This window comes from Microbacterium sp. ARD31 (assembly GCF_031844425.1).
Window position 1 is genome coordinate 24247 of the sequence record NZ_JAUZVE010000028.1, and the last position, 21978, is coordinate 46224.

Below are 21978 nucleotides of genomic sequence, written 5' to 3' on the forward strand. Positions count from 1 at the left end.
CGTGGAGCGTTGTGGGACTCTGGGGCCGTGGAAGGGACAACCTGGGCCGCACTGACCGCCGCACTCACCGTCGCGGGTGCCATCTGGACGTGGATCGCGTTCCGCCGCAGAGGTGCGGCGAACGGCCTGCGGGCGATGGGCTTCACGTTGCTGCCTGCCGCCGCGTGGCTCACGGGCACGCTCGAGATGGTGGTCGAGATCGCCGGGTCGGTCACCGACTGGGCGACGAGTCTGGTCTTCGACGTGCGCACGTGGGTCGGTGTCGGCCTCGGGGGTCTCGCCGTGGTGCTGTGGGTGGTCAGCGGATTCATCCGTGACCGCCAGCTCGGTCGCGCCCAGTCCGGCACCGGTCCCGGCGACGCGGCCGGCAACCGGACAGGCGCCACGCGGCGGCGCGAGGAGCTGCCGCCCGCCTCCGCCGGGACAACCGGCGGGTCGCCGATCGACGACGACCTCGCCGACATCGAGGCGCTGCTCAAGAAGCGCGGCATCCAGTGAGCGACCACTTCGTCGACCGCAACCGCCTCTGGGCACGACTCAACGCCGCCGTCGCCGGGCTGCCCGAGCAGCCGGCCACCCCCACCGCCGTGGTCGACCTGGACGCCTTCGACGCGAATGCCGACGACCTGGTCCGCCGGGCGGCGGGCAAGCCGATCCGGGTGGCGTCGAAGTCGCTGCGCGTGCCGGCCCTCATCGAGCGCGCCCTGGCCCACGACGGCTTCGCGGGTGTGCTCGCCTTCACGCTCGCGGAGGCCCTCTGGCTCCACGAGACCGGCGTCAGTGACGACATCGTGGTGGCCTACCCGACCGTGGACAGCGCGGCGATCAGCCGGCTCACCGCGTCACCGTCGGCAGCAGCCGCGATCACGCTGATGGTCGACGACCCCGTGCACCTCGACCTGGTCGACGCGACGCGCTCGTCGCGCGCCGTACCGATCCAGGTCGCGCTCGACCTCGACGCCGGACTTCGCCTCGGCGGGCAGCACATCGGCCCCAAGCGCTCCCCGCTGTTCGACACCGGTGACGTGGTGGCGATGGCGCGCAAGGTCGTCGAGCGCGACGGCTTCCGGTTGGTCGGGGTGATGACCTACGAGGGCCAGGTCGCGGGCGTCCAGGACGACGTCCCCGACCAGCGCACGAAGTCCCTGCTCGTACGACGCCTCAAGCAGGCCTCGATGTCCCAGCTCGAGGTGCGCCGACGCGAGATCTCCGAGGCGCTGGCCGAGGTCGCGGAGCTGGAGTTCTGGAACGGCGGCGGGTCCGGGTCGGTCGAGGCCACGGCCGCGGACGGTGCGGTGACCGAGATCGCCGCCGGGTCCGGCCTGCTGGTGCCCGGCATCTTCGACCACTACGCGTCCTTCGAGCCCCGGCCCGCCGCGTTCTTCGGGCTCCGCGTCACCCGCAAGCCGACCCCGACCCTGGCGACCGTCCACGGCGGCGGCCTCATCGCCAGCGGCGCGACCGGCGAGGACCGGTCCCCGATCCCGTGGGCGCCGCCCGGGCTGCACCTGACCGGGCTCGAGGGGGCGGGCGAGGTGCAGACCCCGCTGACCGGCCACCCGGCGGCCCTCCTGGCGATCGGCGACCTGGTGTGGTTCCGGCACGCCAAGTCGGGCGAGCTGTTCGAGCACGTGCGCGACGTGCACCTGGTCCGCGGCGAGACGGTCACCGACGTGGTGCCGTCGTACCGCGGCTGCGACCGTGCCTTCTGACCCCTCCGTCGTCGCAGCAGCGGTCGCCGAGCGCGTCCTCGCCGCCGCGCCGACCCTCGGCCCAGGTCGGCTGGTCTGCGTCGACGGGCCCGCCGGGTCGGGCAAGACGACGCTCGCCGCGGCGGTCGCGGGCGTCGTACCGGGCACGCAGGTGGTGCACTGCGACGAGCTCCTGCAGGGGTGGCGCGGCCTCCCCGGCCTCGCCACCACCGTGCGCAGGATGCTGGCGCCGCTCGCGGCGGGCGAGCCCGGCCAGTGGGTCCGGTGGGACTGGTACGCCGACGCCTGGGCCGAGACGCACACGGTCGAGCCGGGAGGACTGCTCGTCGTCGAGGGCGTCGGGTCGTGGTCGCCCGGGATCGCCGAGCTGGTCGGGGTGCTGGTCTGGGTGGAGGCCGAGTCGTCCCTGCGGCTCGAGCGCGGGCTGGCCCGCGACGGCGAGGCGATGCGACCGCAGTGGGAGCAGTGGCGCCTCGACGAGGACGAGCTGTTCGAGCGGCTGGGCACGCGGAGGCACGCCGACCTGGTGGTCGCCACCGACGGCTGAGCGCACGGCGTTGCGCTGCCCGTCGTGCGGCACCTCAGGTGCATAGGGTGACCGGCATGGTGTCTCCGAGCGGTGAGCAGTACGAGATCGCGGCGGCCGGGTACGCCGCCGTGGTCACCGAGAGCGGTGCCGCCCTGCGGACGCTCAGCCACCAGGGACGCGACCTGGTCGACGGGTTCGGCGAGGACGAGATGTCCACCAAGGGCCGTGGCCAGCTGCTGATGCCGTGGCCGAACCGCATCCGTGACGGCCGCTACTCCTTCGGCGGCAGGGACCTCCAGCTCGGCCTCACCGACCCGGGGACGCGCACCGCGTCCCACGGCCTCGCGCGCTGGGCCGCGTGGACGGTCGAGGAGCACACCGCGACGTCGGTGTCCCTCGTCTACCGCGTCATGGCGCAGTCCGGCTACCCGTGGGCGGTCGACCTGCACGTGCTGTACGACCTCGGCGCCGACGGCCTCGTGGTCACCCAGACGGCGACCAACCTGTCGCCGGAGCCGGCGCCGTACGCGAGCGGCGCGCACCCCTACCTGCGCGTGGGCGACGCGATCGAGGGCATCGACCTGCGGCTGCCGGCCCGGGAACGGGTCGTCGTCGACGACCGGAAGCTGCCGACCGGCACCGAACCGGTCTCGGGCGAGGACGACTTCACCTCCCCGCGCCGGATCGGCGACCTCGAGATCGACGCCGGGTTCGGCGCCCTCGTCCGCGAGGAGGGTCGCGCCACCGCCACGCTGGTCGACCCGGCGACCGGCCGCGGCGTGGCGCTGTGGGTGGACGATAACCACCGGTGGCTCCAGGTGTTCACGCCGCCCGCCGACGGGCCGCGTCCGGGGATCGCGATCGAGCCGATGACCGCGCCGGCCGACGCCTTCAACTCCGGCACCGACCTCGTCACCCTCGCGCCCGCCGGCTCGCCGGGCGACGAGCTGTCGGTGTCGTGGGGCATCCAGGCCATCTGAGTGCCCCGCACGGGCTCAGCTGCCGCCGGTCTCCCGGTCGATGAGCTCGCGCACCGCACGTACGCCGTGGACGGCACGCCGACCGTCGGACCCCTGGAATGCCATCGCCGAGATCGTCGTGCCGTCGGCGAGGTCGAGGGTCGCCCACGGCGCGCCCTCGGGCAGGTGGATGGCGATGACCTCCTCCCAGGCCAGCCGGCGGGTGCGGAAGCCGTTGACGACCACGAGACCCGCCCCCTCGGCGGTCACCCGCGCACGCCCCAGGGCCCAGCCGCACACCGCGAAGCCGGCGCCGAGGAGGACGAGGGTCAGGCGCTGGAGGAAGCTGAACCGGTCGCGCACCGAGGCGTCGAAGCCGAACCACGCCGCCACGCAGACCACGACGAGCATGAGGCCGAAGCCCACCACTGCGATCCGGACGCCGAGCGGTCGCCAGGTGTGCGGCAGCGACGGCAGCGCGCGGGCCGCGCCCGACCCGCCGGGTCCGTCAGAGCCGGCAGGCATGGATGTCCGTGAGGAGGATGGCGCGAGCGCCGATCGAGTACAGGTCGTCCATCAGCCTCTGCGCGCCCGTGCGCGGCACCATCACGCGGACCGCGACCCAGCCGGCCTTGCCCAGCGGCGAGATCGTCGGCCCCTCGCGCCCGGGGGCGAGCTGCGTGGCGCGGTCGAGGTTCGACTCCTCGATGTCGTAGTCCATCATCACGTAGCTGCGCGCGACCAGGACGCCCTCGACGCGGCGGCGGAAGATCTCGAAGTCGTCGGGCACCACGCCGCCGCGGGTGATCAGGACGGCCTCGGACTCGAGGATCACGTCACCGAAGACGGCGAGCCCGGCGGCGCGCAGCGTGGAGCCGGTCTCGACGACGTCGGCGATGACGTCGGCGACGCCGAGCTGGATGCTCGTCTCGACGGCGCCGTCGAGCCGGGTGACGGTCGCGTCGATGCCGTGCCGGAAGAGGTGGTCCTCCACCACCCCGACGTAGGACGTCGCGATCCGCAGGCCGGAGAGGTCCTCCAGCGAGGAGTAGCGGCCCGCGGGCCCGGCGAAGTGGAAGCGCGAGCGACCGAAGCCGAGGCTCATCACCTCGTCGGCCTTGGCGCCCGAGTCGAGGAGCAGGTCGCGGCCGGTGATCCCGACGTCGAGCGTGCCCTCACCGACGTAGAGCGCGATGTCGCGCGGACGGAGGTAGAAGAACTCGACGTCGTTCTCGGTGTCGACGAGCGCCAGCTCCTTGGCGTCGGAGCGCTGGCGGTAGCCGGACTCGCGCAGGATGTCGGTGGCGGACTGGGACAGCGACCCCTTGTTGGGGACGGCGATGCGGAGGGTCATGAGGTCACCTCAGAGGTGGGCGTAGACGTCGTCGAGGGTCAAACCGGAGGCGAGCATCAGCACCTGGGCGTGGTAGAGCAGCTGGCTGATCTCCAGCGCCGTCGCCTCCTTGCCCTCGTGCTCGGCGGCCATCCAGGACTCGGCGGCCTCCTCCAGCAGCTTCTTGCCGATGGCATGGACGCCGGCGTCCAGCTGCTGCACGGTGCCGGACCCCTCGGGGCGCTCCGCGGCCTTGGTGGACAGCTCCGCCCACAGGTCCTCGAACGTCTTCACGAGGGACAAGCCTACGGGTGGTCGGGCGACCCCTGCGCGCCCGACCACCCTCGATGAGACTCAGCCCACCATCACGCCGCGACGCCGAAGTACGGGCAGAGCACGGCCCAGTCCGACGACGCGATGCCGGCGATGTCCATCTCGCCGCTCGCGGCGTCGAACGTGACTCGCCCGGCGTCCTTGATGACCCATCCCTCGCCAGCGAGGGTGACGGTCCACCGCCCGCCCGTGGAGGTTTGGTCGCCGGTGACGAAGTCGAACACGATGCGGTCCACGCCGCTGCCCGTGATCGTCCGGCCAGTGGTGGAGTGCGAGGCGCCACCGGCGTACTTGAGCATGAGGACCATGCCGGTGACGCTCCCGTCGGCGTCCACCACGTCCTGCATGGAGTACCTGTTGCGACGCGGGTCGGTGGGCATCGCGGAGAGGACCTGCGAGCCGTCGGAACAGGTGGCCAGGACGAGACCGGCGTGACCCTCGATCGGCTGCCAGTCGCGGGCCTGTGCAGAGGTGGCCGGAACGATCACGGCCATGACGGTGAGAGCCGCCGCAGCGGCGAGGCGAGAGAGGTTCACTGGAATGCTCCTTCACGAGGTGCCGGGCCGGTCCCGGTGGCAGGAGCACATCTCTCCCCGGTCGCAGTCGACTCACGAACCGGTCACGGGCACGTCTCCCGCCACGCGCGGCCGGGATGGATCACCGCCCACTCGTCCTCGCTCAACTGGCGGCCGGCGATCTCGCACGCGCGGGACACCCAGCCCTCCGGGTCGAGCGCGAGGTCGCGCGCTCTCCCGCCCCTGCTCGTGCTGCCGCCCTCGAACCACGCCCGAAGCTCCCCGTCCGATCCCGACAGGAAGCCGGGAACGTTCTCCTCGGTGACCGGCAGACCGATCGGCGACCACGTGCGGACGTCCCACAGCCGCACGTCACCGTCGGTTCCCAGGCTCGCGACGACGTCTCCCACCTGGACGACGTCGATGACGAACCCGGCCGACACCTCACGCGGGGGGGCCACGGGCGACAGCGTCGACCCGTCGAGGAACAGCAGCCGGCCGTCGAGCCCACCAACGACGAGGTCATCAGCCACCCAGCCCAGGGCGGTGGCTCGTTGCGCGGTCGCCGAACGGCTCCCCAGCGGTCGGACGGCGACTTCGGTGCCGGTGTCCACGTCGAGGACGAGGAGGTTGCCGTCGCGGGACACGGCGGCCGACCGGCCGTCGGCGCTGACGCGGGTCACGCCCTCGGGCGCACGCAGGCGCTCGAGCTGGAGCGGCTCACCGACGATCGTCCCGTCGCGCAGGTCCACCACCGCGACGCCGGCCAGTCCGTTGACCACGGCCCGCGTCCCGTCCGGTGTCGCCGCGACCGCGACGGGTGCCCACGGCGTCTCGACGACGTGCAGGAGATCACCGGTGTCGGCATCCCAGACCGCGACGCTGCCGCGGTCCTCGACCAGCCCTCCAGGACCGAGCTCTGTGACGGCGCCGAGCGCCACGCTCCCGTCTCCGCTCATCGCCACGCTCCAGGGCTGGCACTGGCAACCGCTGGGCATGGGGAGCGGGTCCGACGCAGCACCGCTCCTCCCGTCGAGGAGGTACGCCTGGTTCAGGTCGGTCTCGATGACGTCGAGGGCGACCGCACGCAAGCCGTCGAGGCTCGCCTGTCCGGTGAACGGGCTGGCACCGAGGTCCATCGATGACAGCAGCCCGTCCGTGCTGCCTAGCGTCCAGGCCGACAGCAGGCCGTCGCGACCCGCCGACCAGAGCACCTGACGGTCCGCACCTGCCACGACGGGCGCCATCACCGCACCGTTGTGCGCTCCGGTGAGATCGCGCAGGAGACGACCGCGGCGGTCCCGCACCTGCACCGTCTCGCCGGCACCGATCACGAACGTACGCCCGTCGGGTGCCCAGTCGACACCGTCGTCGAAGGAGCTGACGGTCATCTGCTCCCCCCGGGGCTCGAAGGTCCGGGAGTCGCGCAGGCGGAGGCGGACCAGGTCGGGCTGGGAGCGGTCGGCGGTCAGGACCACCTCGCCGTCCGGCGATACGCTGGGGACCGAGAAGTCAAGGGTGCGCACCCGCCCAGGTCGGTCCAGGTCGAGCACGTGTCCCACGTCGAGTGGCGCCTCATAGCTCACCCGCCCGTCAGGCCAGGCGCGCAGCAGGCTGGGGTAGGGCCCCGGACGAAGGGCCAGGGCCCGGCGCACCCGTCCCCGGGGGGAGACGGTCACCAGGTGGGTCGGCGTCAGCACCAGCGCCCGGCCGTCGGCCAGCCAGACTGCTTCCAGCAGGTCAGCCTCCCCGGCCCCGACGACAGCCTCGACGTCACCAGGGGCGAGGGACCACATGGTGCGCCCCGACCGGTCGTCCCAGAGCTCCACGCCCGTCCCGCCGGCGTCGTTCCAGAACGTGACGAGGAAGCCGCGCTGACTCGCGTCGAGGGTGAGGACGTGCCCGGCACCCGGGACGTCACGCGTCCACAGCTGTTTGCCGCTGTCGGCGTCGACCCCGATGACGCGTGGGTCGAACTCGGCGACCGCGACCACCCGACCGTCGTGGCTGGCGTGGGCACGGAGGAAGGGCGTCTCGGCCCGACGCTGGCGCAGCAGGTCAGGTGTGCGGGCCAGCAGGCTGAGCAGCGCACCGTGGGTCTCCGAGCCGGGCTCGGTCCGCACCGCCTCCACCGCTTGCAGGAGGGCGAGGTCGAGCTGTTCCTCGTTGAGCGAGGCCGCGGCCAGTCGCCTGGCGTCTGCTGCGACCGCTGCCTCCGCCTGGCGGTCACGGGCCTCGGCTGCCTGCTGCCTGCCGACTGCCGCCAGGACCCCTGCCACCAGGGCCACCAGCAACAGGACCGTGCCGATCACCACCAGCATGCGCAGCCGGCGGTTCTGCCGCTCCCCCTGTTCCGCGCGCTGCTCGGCCTCGAGCCGCTCCGCGTCCAGCACCGCCTCGCCCGCGGCGAGGAAGTCGCGCTCGACGGCGGTCGTCTCGTCGGGGTAGGCCGTGACCACGTCCAGCGCCGCCTGCAGGCCCGCTCCTCGCCAGAGAAGACCCGGATCGCGGTCCTGGGCCTCCCACTGCCCGGCCGCGACTGCGAGGCGGTGCTGGACGGTGCGGCTGCTGACGTCGTCAGCGAGCCACGCCGCGAGGCGCGGCCACTCCCGGAACAGCGACTCGTGCGCGACCTCGACCGCGTCGTGGGTGAGGGTCAGGAGCCGGGCGCCGGCGAGTGTGGCGGCCACGCGGCGGGTGGGGCCGGGAAGGCCGTCGAGCTCCGCCAGCGCCACCCGGCGACGGACGACCTCACCCGTGCCGGCGCGCCCGGCGAGCCGCAGCAGCACGACACGAGCTGCGGCACGATCTGCTTCCGGGAGCTGCTCGTAGGCTTCCTCGGCGAGGTGCGCGACCGCACCGGCCAGGCCGCCGATGGACACATAGTCGGCGTAGGTGAGCCGACCGTCCCGACGTCGCTCCCAGAGCTGGAGGAGCGAGGTCGAGAGCAGCGGCAGCAGGCCCGGCTCCTGCCCGGCGTCGTCGGTGAGCGTGTCCGCGAGGCCGGTGTCGAGCGTCAGCCCCGACGCACCGGCCGGCACCTCGACCATCCGCCGCACCTCCGCGGCGCTGGGCGCGCCCACGAGGAGTGTGGCGTCGCGGGCGAGCTCGGCGATCCCGGCATGGTCGGCAAGCCGAGCGAAGTAGTCCCCGCGGACCACGAGCACCACGCGGGCGTCGGTCTCGTGGGCGATGCCGACCAGCGCGTCCAGGAACGCCTCGCGCTCACGGTCGTCGTCGCACGCGGTCCACAGCTCCTCGAGCTGGTCGACGACGAGCACGGTCTGCCGGGTGTCGTCGTGGTCACCCTGATCGGCGAGCCTCAGGAGGAGGTCTCCGAGGGTGGGCACGGACTGGGCAGCGCCGAGCGCGACCGCGGCGAGCTCGCGCATGGGAGCCGCGCCCGGACGCATGAGCAAGGTGGTCCAGCCCGAGCTGCCGGGGAGGGCGCCCTCCTCGAGAGCGCCGAGCATTCCTGCCCGCACGAGCGAGGACTTGCCGCTCCCGGACGCGCCCACCACGACCACGAGGCTGTCGGAGGACAAGCGGGCGAGCAGCTCGGCTGCCAGCCGTTCCCGACCTGCGAACCACGGTCGGTCCGCGACGTCGTACGTCTCCAGGCCCCGCCAGGGACACACATCGGGCGGGAGCGCGCGCCGCGGGCCGGCGGTCTGCAGCGCGTAGATGCCCTCGACGAGGGCAGCGCGGCCACCTCTCAGCGCGGTGCGTGCCGCCGCCACCGAGACGCTCTCGTCGCGCACGACCGCCAGGCCCTCGGCGCGGGAGACCATCGGCACGACCGCCTCGGAGGGGGCCGCGGCGGATTCCTCGGGGAGCACCATCAGCCCGGGGTCGTGCGCCAGCACCTTGGCGTGGAGGTCGCGCAGCTGCGGGCCGGGGTCGACCCCCAGGTCCTCGGCCAGTCGGGCCCGCGCCCGCTCCAGCGCACCGAGCGCCTCACCCTGCCGGCCGGCGCGCACCAGCGCGAGGACGAGGACACCCCACGCCCGCTCGCGCCACGGGTGCTCGGCCACCAGTTGCTCGAGCTCGGGGACGGCGACCGAGGACCGGCCGAAATCGACCTCCGCGGCCCACCGGTCCTCCCGAGCGCTCACCCGCAGCGCGTCGAGACGCTGCCGCTCCGCCCGCCCGAAGGCCGCCTCCTCGAAACCGGCATAGGCCGGGCCGCGCCACAGGGCGAGGGCCTCGCGCAGCGTGGCTGCCGCCTCTGCCGGGCGTCCCGCGTCGAGGGACTCGCGCCCGGCAGAGACGAGATGGGCGAAGAGATGGGCGTCCACGTCGTGCTCGCTGGCGACAAGGCGGTAGCCGGCGCCTTCGGTCACCACGATCGTGGGAACCCCACGCCGCTCAGGCTCGAGCGCGTTGCGCAGCCTCAGGACATACGTCTGGAGGGCCTTGCCCGGCGCCCGGGGCGGATGGTCTCCCCACAGCGAGTCGCTCAGCTCGTCGACCGTGACGACGCGACCTGCTGCCGAGACGAGATGGGCCAGGAGCGTCCGCTCCTTGCCGCCGACGACGTCCACGGACCCGCGTGGGCCGTGCACCACGAGGGGACCGAGCACGCTGAAGCGCATGGCGAGATGGTAAGGACGCACGACGACCCTCGCGGCGAGTTTGGCCGAACGCTCAGCCCACGGTGACCAGGTCGACCAGCCGCTGCAGGCGTTGCCACCGGTCAGCCACGCTGACGGGGTCCGCCCGGCGTCCGAGCGGTCGCGCGCCGACGCTGACCACGAGCACGCGCCCGCGAGTCCCTGCCGGGAGGAGCGCGAGCACAGCGCCGCGAGCGTTGATGCACGAGTGGTGCGCGGCCTCGGGCGAGTCCACCGGCGACCCGCAGACCTGGACGGACCCGTGCACCAGGACTGCCGGGTGGCGACGTCCCTCCAGCTGGACCGGCCGCAGAGTGCGGACCGTGACCTCTGGCTGGGCCCGCAGCCACGCCAGGACTCCGCCGCCGAGCGCCTCGAGGCCGTCCGACGCCATGGCGCTGGAGACGACGGCGAAGGCACCGCCGCTGTAGCGGAAGTGGCCGGGCCCGAGGTGGAGGTAGCCCACGCCGACCCAGTCCACGTCCCAGCCCTGCGGCACTGCGATCCGCGCCGTACCGAGGGCCGCGCGACGCGGGGACAGCCGCCGCGCTGCCACGGCGTCCACCAACGGAGTGGCGGCCGTCGGCCCCCCGGTTGCTGGTGCCGGTGCCGCGGGAGCCGGCGCGGCGGCCGACGGAGTACCGGCGGACGGCGGCGTCGCACCGGGTTCAGCGCCGGGGGTGCACCTGGTCAGGACCAAGGAGGTCACGAGACCGCCGAGCGCTGCCGCGATCCGGACGGGACGGGACGAGGGTGAGGAGAGCATGCGACCACGGTCGGATCGGATGGTCGCGGACCGCTCACGGTCCGGTCACGGCGGTCGTCAGCTACGGATGCTCCGCAACACCCGCGCCGTGTCGAGCGCGGCCGCCGTCGCCTCCCAGCCCTTGTCCTCGGCCGAGCCCTCGAGCCCCGCGCGGTCGAGCGCCTGCTCCTCGGTGTCGCACGTCAGCACGCCGAACCCGACCGGGACGGCGTGCTCCACGCTGACCCGCGTGAGGCCGTCGGTCGCGGCCGAGCAGACGTAGTCGAAGTGCGGGGTGCCACCGCGGATGACGACACCGAGGGCGACCACGGCGTCGTACCCCTCCCGGGCGAGCGCGGCCGCGACGACCGGCAGCTCGAAGGTGCCCGGCACCCGGTGGACCTCCGGCTCGCCGATGCCGTACGCCGCCAGCGCGCGCTCGGCGCCGGCGACCAGGCCGTCCATCACCTGGGTGTGCCAGCTCGCGGCGACGACGGCGACCTTGAGGCCGCTCGCGTCGTAGGGCTGCGAGGTGGGTGCTCCGGCGCCGCTCATGCGCTCTCTCCGTCCGGGTCGGTGGCCGGCGGGTGCTCGGCCTGGTGGTCGGTGGCCAGCTCGACGGCGAGCTGGGGCAGGTCGTGCCCCATCCGCTCGGCCTTGGTGCGGAGGTAGGCCTGGTTGTGGGTCGTCGGGTGGACGGCCAGCGGCACGCGCTCGGCGACCTGGATGCCGAAGTCCTCGAGGCTGGCGGTCTTGTCTGGGTTGTTGGTCATCAGCCGCACGGACGTGATGCCTAGGTCGCGCAGCACCTGGGTGGCGGTGCCGTAGTGGCGCGCGTCGGCCGGCAGGCCGAGGTCGAGGTTCGCGTCGACGGTGTCGCGGCCGCCGTCCTGGAGCTGGTAGGCCTGCAGCTTGGCGACCAGGCCGATGCCGCGGCCCTCGTGGCCGCGGAGGTAGACCACCACTCCCCTGCCCTCGGCGACGATCGCCTCCAGCGCGGTGTCGAGCTGCGGGCCGCAGTCGCATCGCTCGCTGCCGAAGACGTCGCCGGTGAGGCACTCGCTGTGCACCCGTGTGAGCACGGGCGCGTCGCCGGAGACGTCCCCGTGGACGAGGGCGACGTGCTCGCTGTCGTCGATCGTGATGCGGTAGCCGTACGCGGTGAACTCTCCGTGCCGGGTGGGCAGGCGGGTCTCGGCCACCCGCTCGACGTGCCGCTCGTGGCGCCGGCGATAGCGGACGAGGTCCTCGATCGAGATCATCGCCAGGCCGTGCTCGTCGGCGAACTCGCGCAGCTCGGGGGCGCGCTTCATGGTGCCGTCGTCGTTGACCACCTCGACCAGCACGCCGGCCGGGGTCAGCCCGGCGAGCCTGGCCAGGTCGACGGCCGCCTCGGTGTGCCCGCGCCGGACGAGCACGCCGCCGTCGCGGTAGCGCAGCGGGAAGACGTGGCCCGGCCGGGTCAGCTCCCACGGCTCGGTCGCGGAGTCGGCGAGCGTGCGGGCGGTGTGGGCGCGGTCCGCCGCGCTGATCCCGGTGGTGACGCCGTCGCGGGCGTCGACCGAGATCGTGTACGCAGTGCGCAAGCGGTCCTTGTTGTGCGGGGTCATCAGCGGGATCTCCAGCCGCTCGAGCATGTCGCCCGGCATCGGCACGCAGATCACCCCGCTGGAGTGACGGATGGTGAAGGCCATCAGCTCCGGCGTCGCCTTGGCGGCGGCGAAGATGATGTCGCCCTCGTTCTCGCGGTCCTCGTCGTCGACGACGATCACGGCCCTGCCGGCGGCGATGTCCTCCACGGCCCGTTCGACGGGGTCGAGGCGGACGCGGGTCGGGGCCTCGCTCATGCCGGGACCGCCTCGTCCTCGTCCACGGTGCTGGTGTCGACGACGGTGCGCGCGTCGCGCAGCCAGACCACGAAGCCGATCACCACGAAGACGGCGTAGAAGAGGTACATGCCGGCCGTCGGGTAGTACTCCGCCTGGATCAGCGTGGTCACGCCGACGATGTCCACGAGGATCCACACCAGCCAGAACTCGACCCAGCCGCGCGCCATCCCGTAGGTCGCCAGCATCGAGCCGGCGAGGATCCACGCCTCGGTCGTCGGGCCCCACGACCCGAGCACCTGGGTGAGCAGGACGTAGGCCGCCGCGTAGCCCACGACGCCCAGCGCGAGCAGCTGCCCGCGCTCGCCCCACGTGGCCCACCGGGGCGCGATGGCGCCGCCGTCGGAGGCACCGCCCGCCTTGCGGACCTGCGACCACCGCCACCAGCCGTAGACGGAGACGACGGCGAAGAAGACCTGCCGCCCGGCCTGGCCCCACAGCGGCTCCTCGATGTGACCCGACAGCTCACCGGTGGCGAAGACGGTGAAGAGCAGGACGTTGCCGACGAGACCGATCGGCCACGCCCACACCAGGCGCTTCATGCCGAGGATGGCGCTGGCGAGGCCGAACAGGTTGCCGATCACCTCACGGGCGCCGAGCTCGCCGCCGGGCACGGCGATGGTGCCGTTGACCAGCCATTCGAGGAGGGACATCACGATTCCTTGCTGTGGGTGGGGGTGTAGGCGCCGAGCAGCTTCTCTACGTGCTTGGCGATGACGTCGGCCTCGAGGTTGACCAGGTCGCCGACGCGGCGCGAGCCGAGCGTCGTACGGGCGAGGGTCTCGGGGATGAGGCTGACGGTGAAGCTGGACTCCCGGGCCTCGACGACGGTCAGGCTGACGCCGTCGACGGTGATCGAGCCCTTGTCGACGAGGTAGCGGGCGAGGTGCGGGGGCAGCGAGACCTCGACGACGTCCCAGTGCTCGCTGGGCGAGCGGGAGATCACCTCGCCCACGCCGTCCACGTGCCCCTGGACGATGTGCCCGCCGAGGCGCTTGTCGACGGTGACCGCTCGCTCGAGGTTGACCCGGTCACCGGGGGCGACGCCGGCGAGCGACGTCTTGTCGAGGGTCTCCTGCATGACGTCGGCGGACCAGCGGCCGAGGCCGAGCTCGGAGACGGTCAGGCAGCAGCCGTTGACCGCGATCGAGTCGCCGGGACCGGTGCCCTCGAGCACGGTGGACGCCTCCACGGTGAGCCGGATGGCGTCGCCCTGGTCGGTGACCTCCGCGACGGTGCCGAGCTCCTCGACGATTCCGGTGAACATCTAGCTCCTCCTCGATGGGCGGCTCATGGTGAGGCGCACGTTGGTGTCCTCGCCGTCGTGCCCCTGCAGCACGGTCACGTCGGTGACGTGCAGGTGCAGGGCGTCGGCGATCGTGGTGATGCCGAGGTCGGCGACCGCGCTCGCCCCGGCACCGAGCAGCATCGGGGCGACGTAGGCGACGACCTCGTCGACCAGGTCGGCCTGCAGGAACGCGCGGGCGAGCGTGGGCCCGCCCTCGAGGAACACGTGCTGGCGGTCCAGGGCGAACAGCGTGGCCAGCGCCTCGCGGGGCTCGCGGGTGCGCAGCTGCAGCGTCTCGGCGCGGTCGTTGAAGACGCGGCGCCCGAGCGGGATGTCGCGCATCCCCATCACGGCCCGCAGCGGCTGGTGGGGCAGGGGATCGCCCACCTCGTCGCGCACGGTCAGCTCGGGGTCGTCGACGGCGACGGTGTTCGTGCCGACCAGCATGGTGTCGCAGAGCGCGCGCAGGCGGTGCGTGTCGAGCCGGGCGGCCCTGCTCGAGACCCAGCGGCTGGTGCCGTCCGCCGCCGCGCTCCGGCCGTCGAGGGTGGTCGCGAACTTCCACGTCACGAACGGCCGCTGGTGGGCGATCGCGAAGGTCCACGTGCGGTTGATCGCCCGAGCCTCCTCGACCATGACCCCGCCGACCACCTCGATCCCGGCGTCGCGGAGTCGTCCGGCGCCGCCGATGGCGACCGGGTTGGTGTCGGGCTGGGCGAAGACGACCCGGGCGACCCCGGCGGCGATCAGCGCCTCGCTGCAGGGCCCCGTCCGGCCGGTGTGGTTGCACGGCTCGAGGGTGACGACGGCGGTGGCACCGCGCGCGGCCTCGCCGGCCTCGGCCAGCGCGACGACCTCGGCGTGCGGGCCGCCTGCCCTGCGGTGGAAGCCTTCCGCGACCGTCGTACCGTCCGGCGCGAGGAGCACGCAGCCCACGCGCGGGTTGGGGCCGAGCGGCACGCCCGGAGTCACCGCGAGCTCGAGGGCACGCCGCATGGCGCGGCGCTCTGCCTCGCTGGTCGTCATCTCCGCCTCCGGTCCGTCGACGCGGACTCATGGGGGGCGGGTTGACGCTGCGCGCCCTCCCTCAGGAGCGAGGGACGCGGAGCCGTCTGCGTGCGCTTCTCATCCGGACTTTGACCGTCGGTCCAGGAGTTCCACCTGGTCAACCGGCCACTGGCTGTGGCCGGGTCGCGGACTGTGACCGCCGGTGCGGAGTTTCACCGCCCCCAGAGCACGCTTGCTCTTCGTGGAGGCAACTGTGCCACAGCCCCGCGCATTCCCTCACCGGTGCTCGTCGGTGACGTGCGCAACACTTCCGAGGCCCCCGACGGCGTCGGCTGCCACGACGACGAGGACTGGCGCGGACCGGAACGAGCACCACGCGGTGCCCGACGTGCCACACTCCGGTCATGTCGACGGCCACGAGGAGTCCACACCGACCGGGGCTCGCGAGCGTCTCCGTCACCGCGCTCGCCTTGGCGGCAGGTGTGCTGGGCGTGACGGTGTGGCGCGCGGACCAGTCCGGGACGGAGACCGTCAGCTGCCTGTCAGGGGACCGCACCATCCAGTGCACCCTCGGCGACGGGTCGGACGTGTCGGTCCCGCTGGACGTGGCGTGGACCGACGCCAAGAGCCAGCTGCACCAGGACGGTCGCCCCGACTGCCTGCCGCCGAGCGGCCGCGGGCTCGAGGGTCCCGTGCGCGTCCAGTGGACCGAGGTCGACGTCGAGGGCACGCAATGGCGACAGGTGGTCTGGGTGGGCTGCTGACGCCCTTGGACGCCGTCTCAGACGTCGTCGAGGAAGCGGTCGAAGACCCGCGCACCGAACTCGAGCGCATCGACCGGGACCCGCTCGTCGACACCGTGGAAGAGCGCGGTGAAGTCGAGGTCGGCGGGCAGCCGCAGCGGCGCGAAGCCGTAGGAGCGCATGCCGAGCCGGCGGAAGTGCTTGGCGTCGGTGCCGCCGCTCATGAGGTACGGGGCCACGACGGCGTCGGGGTCCTCCGCCAGGAGGCTGCGCGTCATCGCGGACACCAGGTCACCGTCGTACGGCGTCTCCCACGGGTCCTGCTTGGACTCGAACTCGAACTCGACGCCCTCGCCCGCGAGCTCGCGCAGCGTCGCGAAGAACTCGTCCTCGTAGCCCGGCAGGAAGCGGCCGTCGACCGTGGCCTGGGCGTCGGTCGGGATGACGTTGGTCTTGTAGCCGGCGCGCAGCATCGTCGGGTTGGCGGTGTTGCGGATGACCGCGCCGACCATCCGGGCCGCGTCGCCGAACTCCTCGACGAGTGCCTCGGCGTTGTCGGGGGTGGCGGGGGTGCCGGCGAGCTCACCGATGGTCGCGAGCAGCACCTCCATCGTCGGCGTCAGCCGCACCGGCCACTCGTGGGCGCCGATGCGGGCGACGGCACCGGCGAGCCGGGTGACCGCGTTGTCGTCGTTGATCATCGAGCCGTGGCCGGCGCGTCCGCGCGCGGTCAGGCGCATCCAGGCCATGCCCTTCTCGGCGGCCTCGATCAGGTAGACCCGACGCCCGCGGACGGTCGCGGAGAAGCCCCCGACCTCGCCGACGGCCTCCGTGCAGTCGGCGAGGAGGTCGGCGTGCTCGTCGACCAGGACGCCGGCGCCGTGGTGGCCGCCCGCCTCCTCGTCGGCGGTGAAGCAGAGGACGAGCTCGCGGTCGGGCACTGCGCCCGCCGCTGCCCGGGCACGCACGACGCTGAGCAGCATCGCGTCGAAGTCCTTCATGTCGACCGCGCCGCGACCCCAGACGTGGCCGTCCTTGATCTCCCCGCTGAAGGGGTCGACCTGCCAGTCCGACGCCTCGGCGGGTACGACGTCGAGGTGGCCGTGCAGCAGCAGCGGCGGGCGTCCGTCGCCGCCTCCCCACCGCGCCACGACGTTCGCCCGGCCGGGGCGGCCCTCGATGACCTGCGCCTCGATGCCGACCTCGTCGAGCAGGGTGGCGACGTGCTCCGCGGCCTTGCGCTCCCCCGGTCCCTCGTCGGTGCCGTAGTTCGAGGTGTCGATGGCGATGAGCTGCTGGCACAGGTCGACGACCTCCGCAGCGGGGTCGTAGGAGCGGTCCTCTGGGCTCTGTCCGGGCGCCTGTTCCATGCCGTCCATCCTGCCCCACGAGCAAGCACCAGCCCCGATTCGTCGGTGCCGAGCGGCTTTGCTACTGTTCTCCAGCACTCGTCCGGGTGGCGGAATTGGCAGACGCGCTAGCTTGAGGTGCTAGTGCCCGTATTAGGGCGTGGGGGTTCAAGTCCCCCCTCGGACACAGGGAAGAACCCCAGGTCATCGACCTGGGGTTCTCTGCTTCTCCGGCGCAACCTGCAAGGGCCGGGCCGCGTCTGTAGTACGACTGGCCGACCCGCGGCCACGCTCCCGGGAGTCGCCCATGCGCCGCACCGCCACCGTCCTGACCTGCCTCCTGCTGGCCGCCGTCGGCCTCCTCGCTCCCGCGTCCTCCTGGAGCGCTGCTCCCGCCGAGTCGGTGCGCACCGTGACCTACAAGGGCTCCGGCGCCACCGTGACGCTCGACCACCTCGACCGCATCTCGCGCACCTCCCCTGCGTTCCAGCACTTCGTCGAGCGGAGGCTCACCCGGCTCTGGAAGTCGAACGACCCGCGCCCGAGGTGCCGCACGGCCGCGACGATGGTCGTCAAGACCTGGCGCTCGGACGGATTCGCGCTCGTGAGCAACATGGGCAACTTCGCCCCGTGCCCGGCCGGCGGCTGGGTGCAGATCGCGGTCCACACCGACACCGGATGGCGCACGCCGGTCCGCCTCGGCGCGCAGGAGCCGTTCCGCTGCCGGGTGCTCGGCTCCTTCGAGGTGCCCGGAGCCATCGTGCCGGACGGCAGGTGCTTCGCCGGCGACGAGCTGGTGTCCTACGAGGAGTGGCTCGCGGGCCGCTGACCCCGTGAGATCTCCGGGACCTTGGTCCCGGAGCCCGTGGCACCTCGCCCCTGCCGCCCGGCGCCTCCTCGCTGGAGGCTGGGAGCAGGAAGGCGGGTGGCCGCATGAGCACCACGATCGAGCGCAGCCCGAGCCTGCGCGGGCCCGTCTGCAGCGCGCCGCGCGCCGCGGTCGTACGTCGCCTCGTGGGCGGCTTCTTCCTCGTCATGGCCGGCATCAACGCCGGCATCGTGGCCGCCGACCCGCAGACCTACCGCCCGTTCGCCGACGGTGCCTACTGGTCGTTCGTCACCACCACCTGGCACGACCTCGTGATGCCGCACGCCCGGGTGTGGTTCCTGCTGCTCGCCGGCGGTGAGCTGGTCCTCGGCCTGCTCCTGCTCCGTGGCGGACGTGCCGCCCGCGCCGGGTGGGTCGGGGTGATCGCCTTCCACGTCCTGCTGATGGCGTTCGGCTTCGGCATCTGGACGTGGAGCCTGCCCGCGCTCGCCCTTCTCCTACCTGCTGCCCGGGCCGACTGGACGACCCTGGCCGGAGCACCTGCAGCGGTGCCGGACGGGCCCGCGCCGCCGGAGGTGGTCCTCGTCGCCGGTGGCCTGCGCCGCACGCCCGTCCTGCTCGGGTCGACGCTGGCGCTGGCCACCGCCGTCGTGGCGGCCTCCGCCTACGGCCTCCTCGCCGAGACGCCGTACCGCTCGCTGCCGGAGGCCACCGTCCTCGGCGCCCGCGCGCAGGACGCGTGCAGCCTCGTCGTGGCCGTCCTGCTCCTCTGGCTGGTCCGGCGGCCGATGCTGTCGCCGGCCGCCGACCTCGCCCGCCTCGGCCTGCTCGGCTACCTCGCCTACAGCTACCTCATCTACGTCACCGGCGTCCCGATGAACCGCGCCTTCCTGGTGTACGTCGTCATCGTCGCGCTGTCGGTCGCCGGGCTGGCGGCCGGGCTGGCGCGCGTGGCGGTGCAGGCCGTGCCGACCAGCGCCGCCTCGCGGGGACTGGTCCGTGGCACCGGGTGGATGCTCGTGACGACCGGCGTCCTGTTCGCCGGACTGTGGCTCTCCACGCTCCTGCCGTTCGCGCTGGGTGGCGCGCGCCCGGACCCCGAGGGCGTGGGCGGTACCCCCTACCCGGTCTTCTGGCTCGACCTCGCGATCGTGCTGCCGGCGATCGTCGCCGTCGGCGTGCTGCTGCTGCGCGACCGACCCGCCGGGCCCCCGCTGGCGGTCGTGGCCCTGATCAAGGTCGTGACCCTGTTCACCGCCCTCTGGGCGGGTCCGGTGGTCGCGCTCGTCACCTCGACAGAGGTGCACCTCGGTCCGGACGCCGGCCCCAGCATCGTCCTGCTCGCCGTCAGCGGCTGGCTCGCCAGCCGGTGGCTGTCGTCGTTCACCCCACCACCGCACTGAGGAGCCAGCCATGTCCACGCTCGTCGTCTTCGAGTCCTACTGGGGCAACACCGAGACGGTCGCCCGCGCCGTCGCGGACGGCATCGGAGGGCCCGTGGAGGTCGTGGGCGTCGCCGACGCCCCCACGCCACTCCCCCACGACGTCGACCTGCTCGTGGTCGGTGGACCGACGCACGCCTTCGGGATGACCCGGGCCACCACCCGCCGCGACGCCGTCAAGCAGGGAGGCCGGCCGGGCCACGAGGAGACCGGGATCCGCGAGTGGCTGGCGGAGCTGGCGCCGGTCCCCGGCCTCGACGTCGCGACCTTCGACACGAGGGCCTCGTCGGTCCGGCGGCTGCCGGGCTCGGCGGCGCGGGGCGCGGCCCGGAGCGTGTCGCACGGGCACGTCGGCCGGGTCGTCGGCACCGAGTCGTTCTACGTCGAGGACACGCCCGGCCCGCTGCTCGACGGCGAGGTCGAGCGGGCGCGCGCCTGGGGCGGCACGCTCCGCGCCTGAGGACTAGGCGGCCGCCCGCCGCGCCTCACGCTCGCGCCGCCTCCGCAGCGAGGCCGGCAGGGTGAGCAGGAGGGCCAGGGCGATGCCGACGAACATGCCGATGGAGTTCGCGGCGACGTCGCGGGGGTCGGAGACCCGGCCGGGGATCGAGCGCTGCACGCTCTCGATCATCGACGTCAGCACGATGCCGGCGGCGAGCGCGACCAGCCAGAGCCGCGATCCCACGAGCAGCAGCAGGAACACCCCGAGCGGGACGAACAGCCCGATGTTGGCCAGGAACTCGATGCGGTCGACGTTCAGCCGGCTCGTCAGCGCATCGAGCTCGGGATAGCGCTCGAGCCGGGCGAGGACGCGCAGCGCGAGGTCTTGGTAGTCGGGCTGGTCCTCGGCGGGGGTCAGCGTCACCAGGCCCACGAACCCGAGGTAGAGGAGGGTCAGCAGGCTGAGGAACGGATGTCGGTGCAGCACGCCACCATCTTCCGGGAGGCACAAGGCATCGCCCCAAACGGCACGGGAGCGCAGCGACCGTCGGTGCGGTCGGCGAGGCTGTCCTCCATGACCCGCGTCCACCTCTCCCGCCTGCCGGGTGAGCGTGTCCTGGTCACGGACGCGGCCGGCGACGTGGAGGTCCTGCTCGCCGACCTGCCGGGCCTGGTGGGCGACCGCGAGGCCCGCGACGCACCGCGGTGGGTGTGGGACGACACGGCGCGCTGGTACCCGTTGCTGCTCGCGGCCGGGGTGCGGGTGCGGCGCTGCCACGACCTCCGCCTGTGCCGCGCCGTGCTGCGCCGGGCGCCCGCCGTCGACGGCCGGCTCCTCCGGGGCGCCGACTCCGAGACGTGGGACCACCTCGGACCGGCGGTGCCGGCCGACCCGGCGCTGTTCAGCGCGGACGACACGGCCGAGCACCTCCGGGCGGACGTGGAGGACGACCGGCAGCTCGCGGCGGTCGCCGCCTCGCCCGACGCCGTACGCCTCCGGCTGCTGCTGGCGGCCGAGTCGGCCGGCGCGCTCGCCGCCGCCGAGATGACCCACGCCGGCGTGCCGTGGCGCGTCGACGTGCACGAGCAGCTGCTCGAGGAGCGGCTCGGCCCCCGGCCGCCGCGCGGCGCCCGGCCGAGGCTCCTCGAGGAGCTCACCGCTGACGTACGACGCCTCCTGCACGCCCCGGGCCTCAACCCCGACTCCCGGCCCGAGCTCCTCGCGGCACTGCGTCGCGCCGAGGTGGAGGTGCCCGACACCCGGGCCTCGACCCTGCGCCGGGTCGACCACCCGGTGGTCGAGCCGCTGCTGCGCTACAAGCAGCTCGCCCACCTCTTCCAGAACAACGGCTGGGCGTGGATCGACCAGTGGGTCAGCGACGGACGGTTCCGGCCGTCCTACCAACCCGCCGGCTCGGCCACCGGTCGCTGGTCCTCCAACGGCGGCGGCGCCCTGTCGTTCCCCGTCCAGGTCCGCTCCGCCGCGGTGGCCGACGAGGGATGGGTCCTGGTCGTGGCCGACGTCGCCCAGCTCGAGCCGCGGGTGCTCGCGGGCATGAGCGGCGACCGTGAGCTCGCCCGCGCCGCGCGCGGGGCCGACCTCTACCAGGGCATGGTCGACGCCGGGGCCGTGGGAAGCCGTCAGGACGCCAAGCTCGGCCTGCTCGGTGCGATGTACGGCGCCACCAGCGGCGAGAGCGGTCGCATGGTCGCCGGGCTGACCCGGCGCTACCCGCAGGCGTTCGGCCTGGTCGAGGACGCCGCCCGCGCGGGCGAGCGCGGCCAGGTCGTGCGCACGTTGTTGGGGCGCGGGTGTCCCGCGCTCGGCGGATCATGGGACGAGTCGCCCGACGGCCCGCCGGCCGACCTCAACCAGCAGGACCGGCACCGGCGCGCGTACGGCAGGTTCACCCGGAACTTCGTGGTGCAGGGCACGGGCGCGGAGTGGGCGCTGTGCTGGATCGCCGAGCTCCGCAACCGGCTCTGGGAGCTCGGCGGCACCGGGTCGCTCGAGGCTCGTCCCCACCTCGTGTTCTTCCTGCACGACGAGGTGGTGGTGCACTGTCCCGCCGAGCTGGCCGAGGCCGTCACGCGCGAGGTCGTCGGCGCGGCGGCGACCGCCGGCGCCCTGCTCTTCCGGCACGTCCCCGTGGACTTCCCGCTCAACATCTCGGTCGTGCGCTCCTACGCGGAGGCCGGCAAGCCCGGGGAAGCCGAGGCTGGTCCGCCCGCCACGCCCGACCTATCGTGAGC

At 73.4% G+C, this 21978-nt stretch carries 22 protein-coding genes, 1 tRNA gene and 1 riboswitch; of the genes, 10 read left to right on the top strand and 13 right to left on the bottom strand.

The window, feature by feature from the left end:
- Positions 1 to 27 precede the first annotated feature (27 nt).
- From Q9S36_RS36105 to Q9S36_RS36120, 4 genes are read left to right on the top strand one after another with little or no spacing between them, the layout of a single operon-like run.
- Positions 28 to 498, top strand: a complete 471-nt coding sequence (locus Q9S36_RS36105; RefSeq protein ID WP_311289613.1) for a hypothetical protein — start codon at positions 28 to 30, stop codon at positions 496 to 498.
- Entirely contained in the window at positions 495 to 1712 is a 1218-nt protein-coding gene (locus Q9S36_RS36110) for an amino acid deaminase/aldolase (RefSeq protein ID WP_311289614.1), read from the top strand. The genes Q9S36_RS36105 and Q9S36_RS36110 overlap by 4 nt, the downstream gene beginning before the upstream one ends.
- The gene (locus Q9S36_RS36115; RefSeq protein ID WP_311289615.1) at positions 1702 to 2259 is read left to right on the top strand and encodes a uridine kinase; all 558 of its coding nucleotides are present in this window, start codon (positions 1702 to 1704) and stop codon (positions 2257 to 2259) included. The genes Q9S36_RS36110 and Q9S36_RS36115 overlap by 11 nt, the downstream gene beginning before the upstream one ends.
- 56 nt (positions 2260 to 2315) lie before the next feature.
- Positions 2316 to 3221 carry an aldose 1-epimerase family protein gene (locus tag Q9S36_RS36120; RefSeq protein WP_311289616.1) on the top strand — a complete coding sequence of 302 codons (906 nt, stop codon included), beginning with the start codon at positions 2316 to 2318 and terminating at the stop codon, positions 3219 to 3221.
- Between the two features lie 15 nt (positions 3222 to 3236).
- On the opposite strand, the gene Q9S36_RS36125 is transcribed toward Q9S36_RS36120, so the two are convergent.
- From Q9S36_RS36125 to ribD, 11 genes are all read right to left on the bottom strand, one after another.
- Complete coding sequence (locus tag Q9S36_RS36125; protein ID WP_311289618.1) at positions 3237 to 3725, bottom strand: PH domain-containing protein; 489 nt, start codon at positions 3723 to 3725, stop codon at positions 3237 to 3239.
- Complete coding sequence (hisG, locus tag Q9S36_RS36130; RefSeq protein WP_311289619.1) at positions 3709 to 4554, bottom strand: ATP phosphoribosyltransferase; 846 nt, start codon at positions 4552 to 4554, stop codon at positions 3709 to 3711. The genes Q9S36_RS36125 and hisG overlap by 17 nt, the downstream gene beginning before the upstream one ends.
- Positions 4555 to 4563: 9 nt before the next feature.
- Positions 4564 to 4827, bottom strand: a complete 264-nt coding sequence (locus Q9S36_RS36135; RefSeq protein WP_172274997.1) for a phosphoribosyl-ATP diphosphatase — start codon at positions 4825 to 4827, stop codon at positions 4564 to 4566.
- 71 nt (positions 4828 to 4898) lie between these two features.
- On the bottom strand, positions 4899 to 5402 hold the full coding sequence (locus tag Q9S36_RS36140; RefSeq protein ID WP_311289620.1) for a hypothetical protein: 504 nt from the start codon (positions 5400 to 5402) through the stop codon (positions 4899 to 4901).
- A gap of 83 nt (positions 5403 to 5485) precedes the next feature.
- On the bottom strand, positions 5486 to 9976 hold the full coding sequence (locus Q9S36_RS36145; protein WP_311289621.1) for a BTAD domain-containing putative transcriptional regulator: 4491 nt from the start codon (positions 9974 to 9976) through the stop codon (positions 5486 to 5488).
- 52 nt (positions 9977 to 10028) lie between these two features.
- Entirely contained in the window at positions 10029 to 10559 is a 531-nt protein-coding gene (locus Q9S36_RS36150) for a hypothetical protein (protein ID WP_311289622.1), read from the bottom strand.
- 258 nt (positions 10560 to 10817) lie between these two features.
- Complete coding sequence (gene ribH / locus Q9S36_RS36155) at positions 10818 to 11294, bottom strand: 6,7-dimethyl-8-ribityllumazine synthase (RefSeq protein WP_311289623.1); 477 nt, start codon at positions 11292 to 11294, stop codon at positions 10818 to 10820.
- Positions 11291 to 12586: a bifunctional 3,4-dihydroxy-2-butanone-4-phosphate synthase/GTP cyclohydrolase II gene (locus Q9S36_RS36160; protein ID WP_311289624.1), complete on the bottom strand. Its 1296-nt coding sequence runs from the start codon at positions 12584 to 12586 to the stop codon at positions 11291 to 11293. The genes ribH and Q9S36_RS36160 overlap by 4 nt, the downstream gene beginning before the upstream one ends.
- Positions 12583 to 13278, bottom strand: coding sequence for a nicotinamide riboside transporter PnuC (gene pnuC / locus Q9S36_RS36165; RefSeq protein WP_311289625.1), 696 nt, complete (start codon positions 13276 to 13278; stop codon positions 12583 to 12585). Before pnuC ends, Q9S36_RS36160 begins: the two co-directional genes overlap by 4 nt.
- Complete coding sequence (locus Q9S36_RS36170; protein ID WP_311289626.1) at positions 13278 to 13892, bottom strand: riboflavin synthase; 615 nt, start codon at positions 13890 to 13892, stop codon at positions 13278 to 13280. The genes pnuC and Q9S36_RS36170 overlap by 1 nt, the downstream gene beginning before the upstream one ends.
- Entirely contained in the window at positions 13893 to 14939 is a 1047-nt protein-coding gene (gene ribD / locus Q9S36_RS36175; RefSeq protein ID WP_311289627.1) for a bifunctional diaminohydroxyphosphoribosylaminopyrimidine deaminase/5-amino-6-(5-phosphoribosylamino)uracil reductase RibD, read from the bottom strand.
- An 86-nt stretch (positions 14940 to 15025) separates the two neighbouring features.
- A riboswitch (FMN riboswitch) is annotated at positions 15026 to 15155 on the bottom strand.
- Positions 15156 to 15325: 170 nt separating this feature from the next.
- Between ribD and Q9S36_RS36180 the strand changes: the two genes are divergently transcribed.
- Positions 15326 to 15685: a hypothetical protein gene (locus Q9S36_RS36180; RefSeq protein WP_311289628.1), complete on the top strand. Its 360-nt coding sequence runs from the start codon at positions 15326 to 15328 to the stop codon at positions 15683 to 15685.
- A 17-nt stretch (positions 15686 to 15702) separates the two neighbouring features.
- Here the strand turns inward: Q9S36_RS36180 and Q9S36_RS36185 are convergent, their stop codons facing one another.
- Positions 15703 to 17034 (bottom strand): M20/M25/M40 family metallo-hydrolase, encoded by a 1332-nt coding sequence (locus Q9S36_RS36185; protein WP_311289629.1) that lies wholly within the window; start codon positions 17032 to 17034, stop codon positions 15703 to 15705.
- An 80-nt stretch (positions 17035 to 17114) separates the two neighbouring features.
- On the opposite strand from Q9S36_RS36185, the gene Q9S36_RS36190 reads away from it, so the two are divergent.
- From Q9S36_RS36190 to Q9S36_RS36205, 4 genes are all read left to right on the top strand, one after another.
- Positions 17115 to 17200 (top strand) — tRNA-Leu (locus tag Q9S36_RS36190).
- Positions 17201 to 17320: 120 nt separating this feature from the next.
- A complete protein-coding gene (locus Q9S36_RS36195) occupies positions 17321 to 17842 on the top strand; it encodes a hypothetical protein (protein ID WP_311289630.1) in 522 nt (173 codons plus the stop codon).
- A gap of 104 nt (positions 17843 to 17946) precedes the next feature.
- Positions 17947 to 19245 (top strand): hypothetical protein, encoded by a 1299-nt coding sequence (locus tag Q9S36_RS36200; RefSeq protein ID WP_311289631.1) that lies wholly within the window; start codon positions 17947 to 17949, stop codon positions 19243 to 19245.
- A 10-nt stretch (positions 19246 to 19255) separates the two neighbouring features.
- The gene (locus tag Q9S36_RS36205) at positions 19256 to 19744 is read left to right on the top strand and encodes a flavodoxin/nitric oxide synthase (protein ID WP_311289632.1); all 489 of its coding nucleotides are present in this window, start codon (positions 19256 to 19258) and stop codon (positions 19742 to 19744) included.
- Between the two features lie 3 nt (positions 19745 to 19747).
- On the opposite strand, the gene Q9S36_RS36210 is transcribed toward Q9S36_RS36205, so the two are convergent.
- Positions 19748 to 20212, bottom strand: a complete 465-nt coding sequence (locus Q9S36_RS36210; protein ID WP_311289633.1) for a VanZ family protein — start codon at positions 20210 to 20212, stop codon at positions 19748 to 19750.
- Positions 20213 to 20299: 87 nt separating this feature from the next.
- On the opposite strand from Q9S36_RS36210, the gene Q9S36_RS36215 reads away from it, so the two are divergent.
- A complete protein-coding gene (locus Q9S36_RS36215) occupies positions 20300 to 21976 on the top strand; it encodes a bifunctional 3'-5' exonuclease/DNA polymerase (RefSeq protein ID WP_311289635.1) in 1677 nt (558 codons plus the stop codon).
- Positions 21977 to 21978 lie beyond the last annotated feature (2 nt).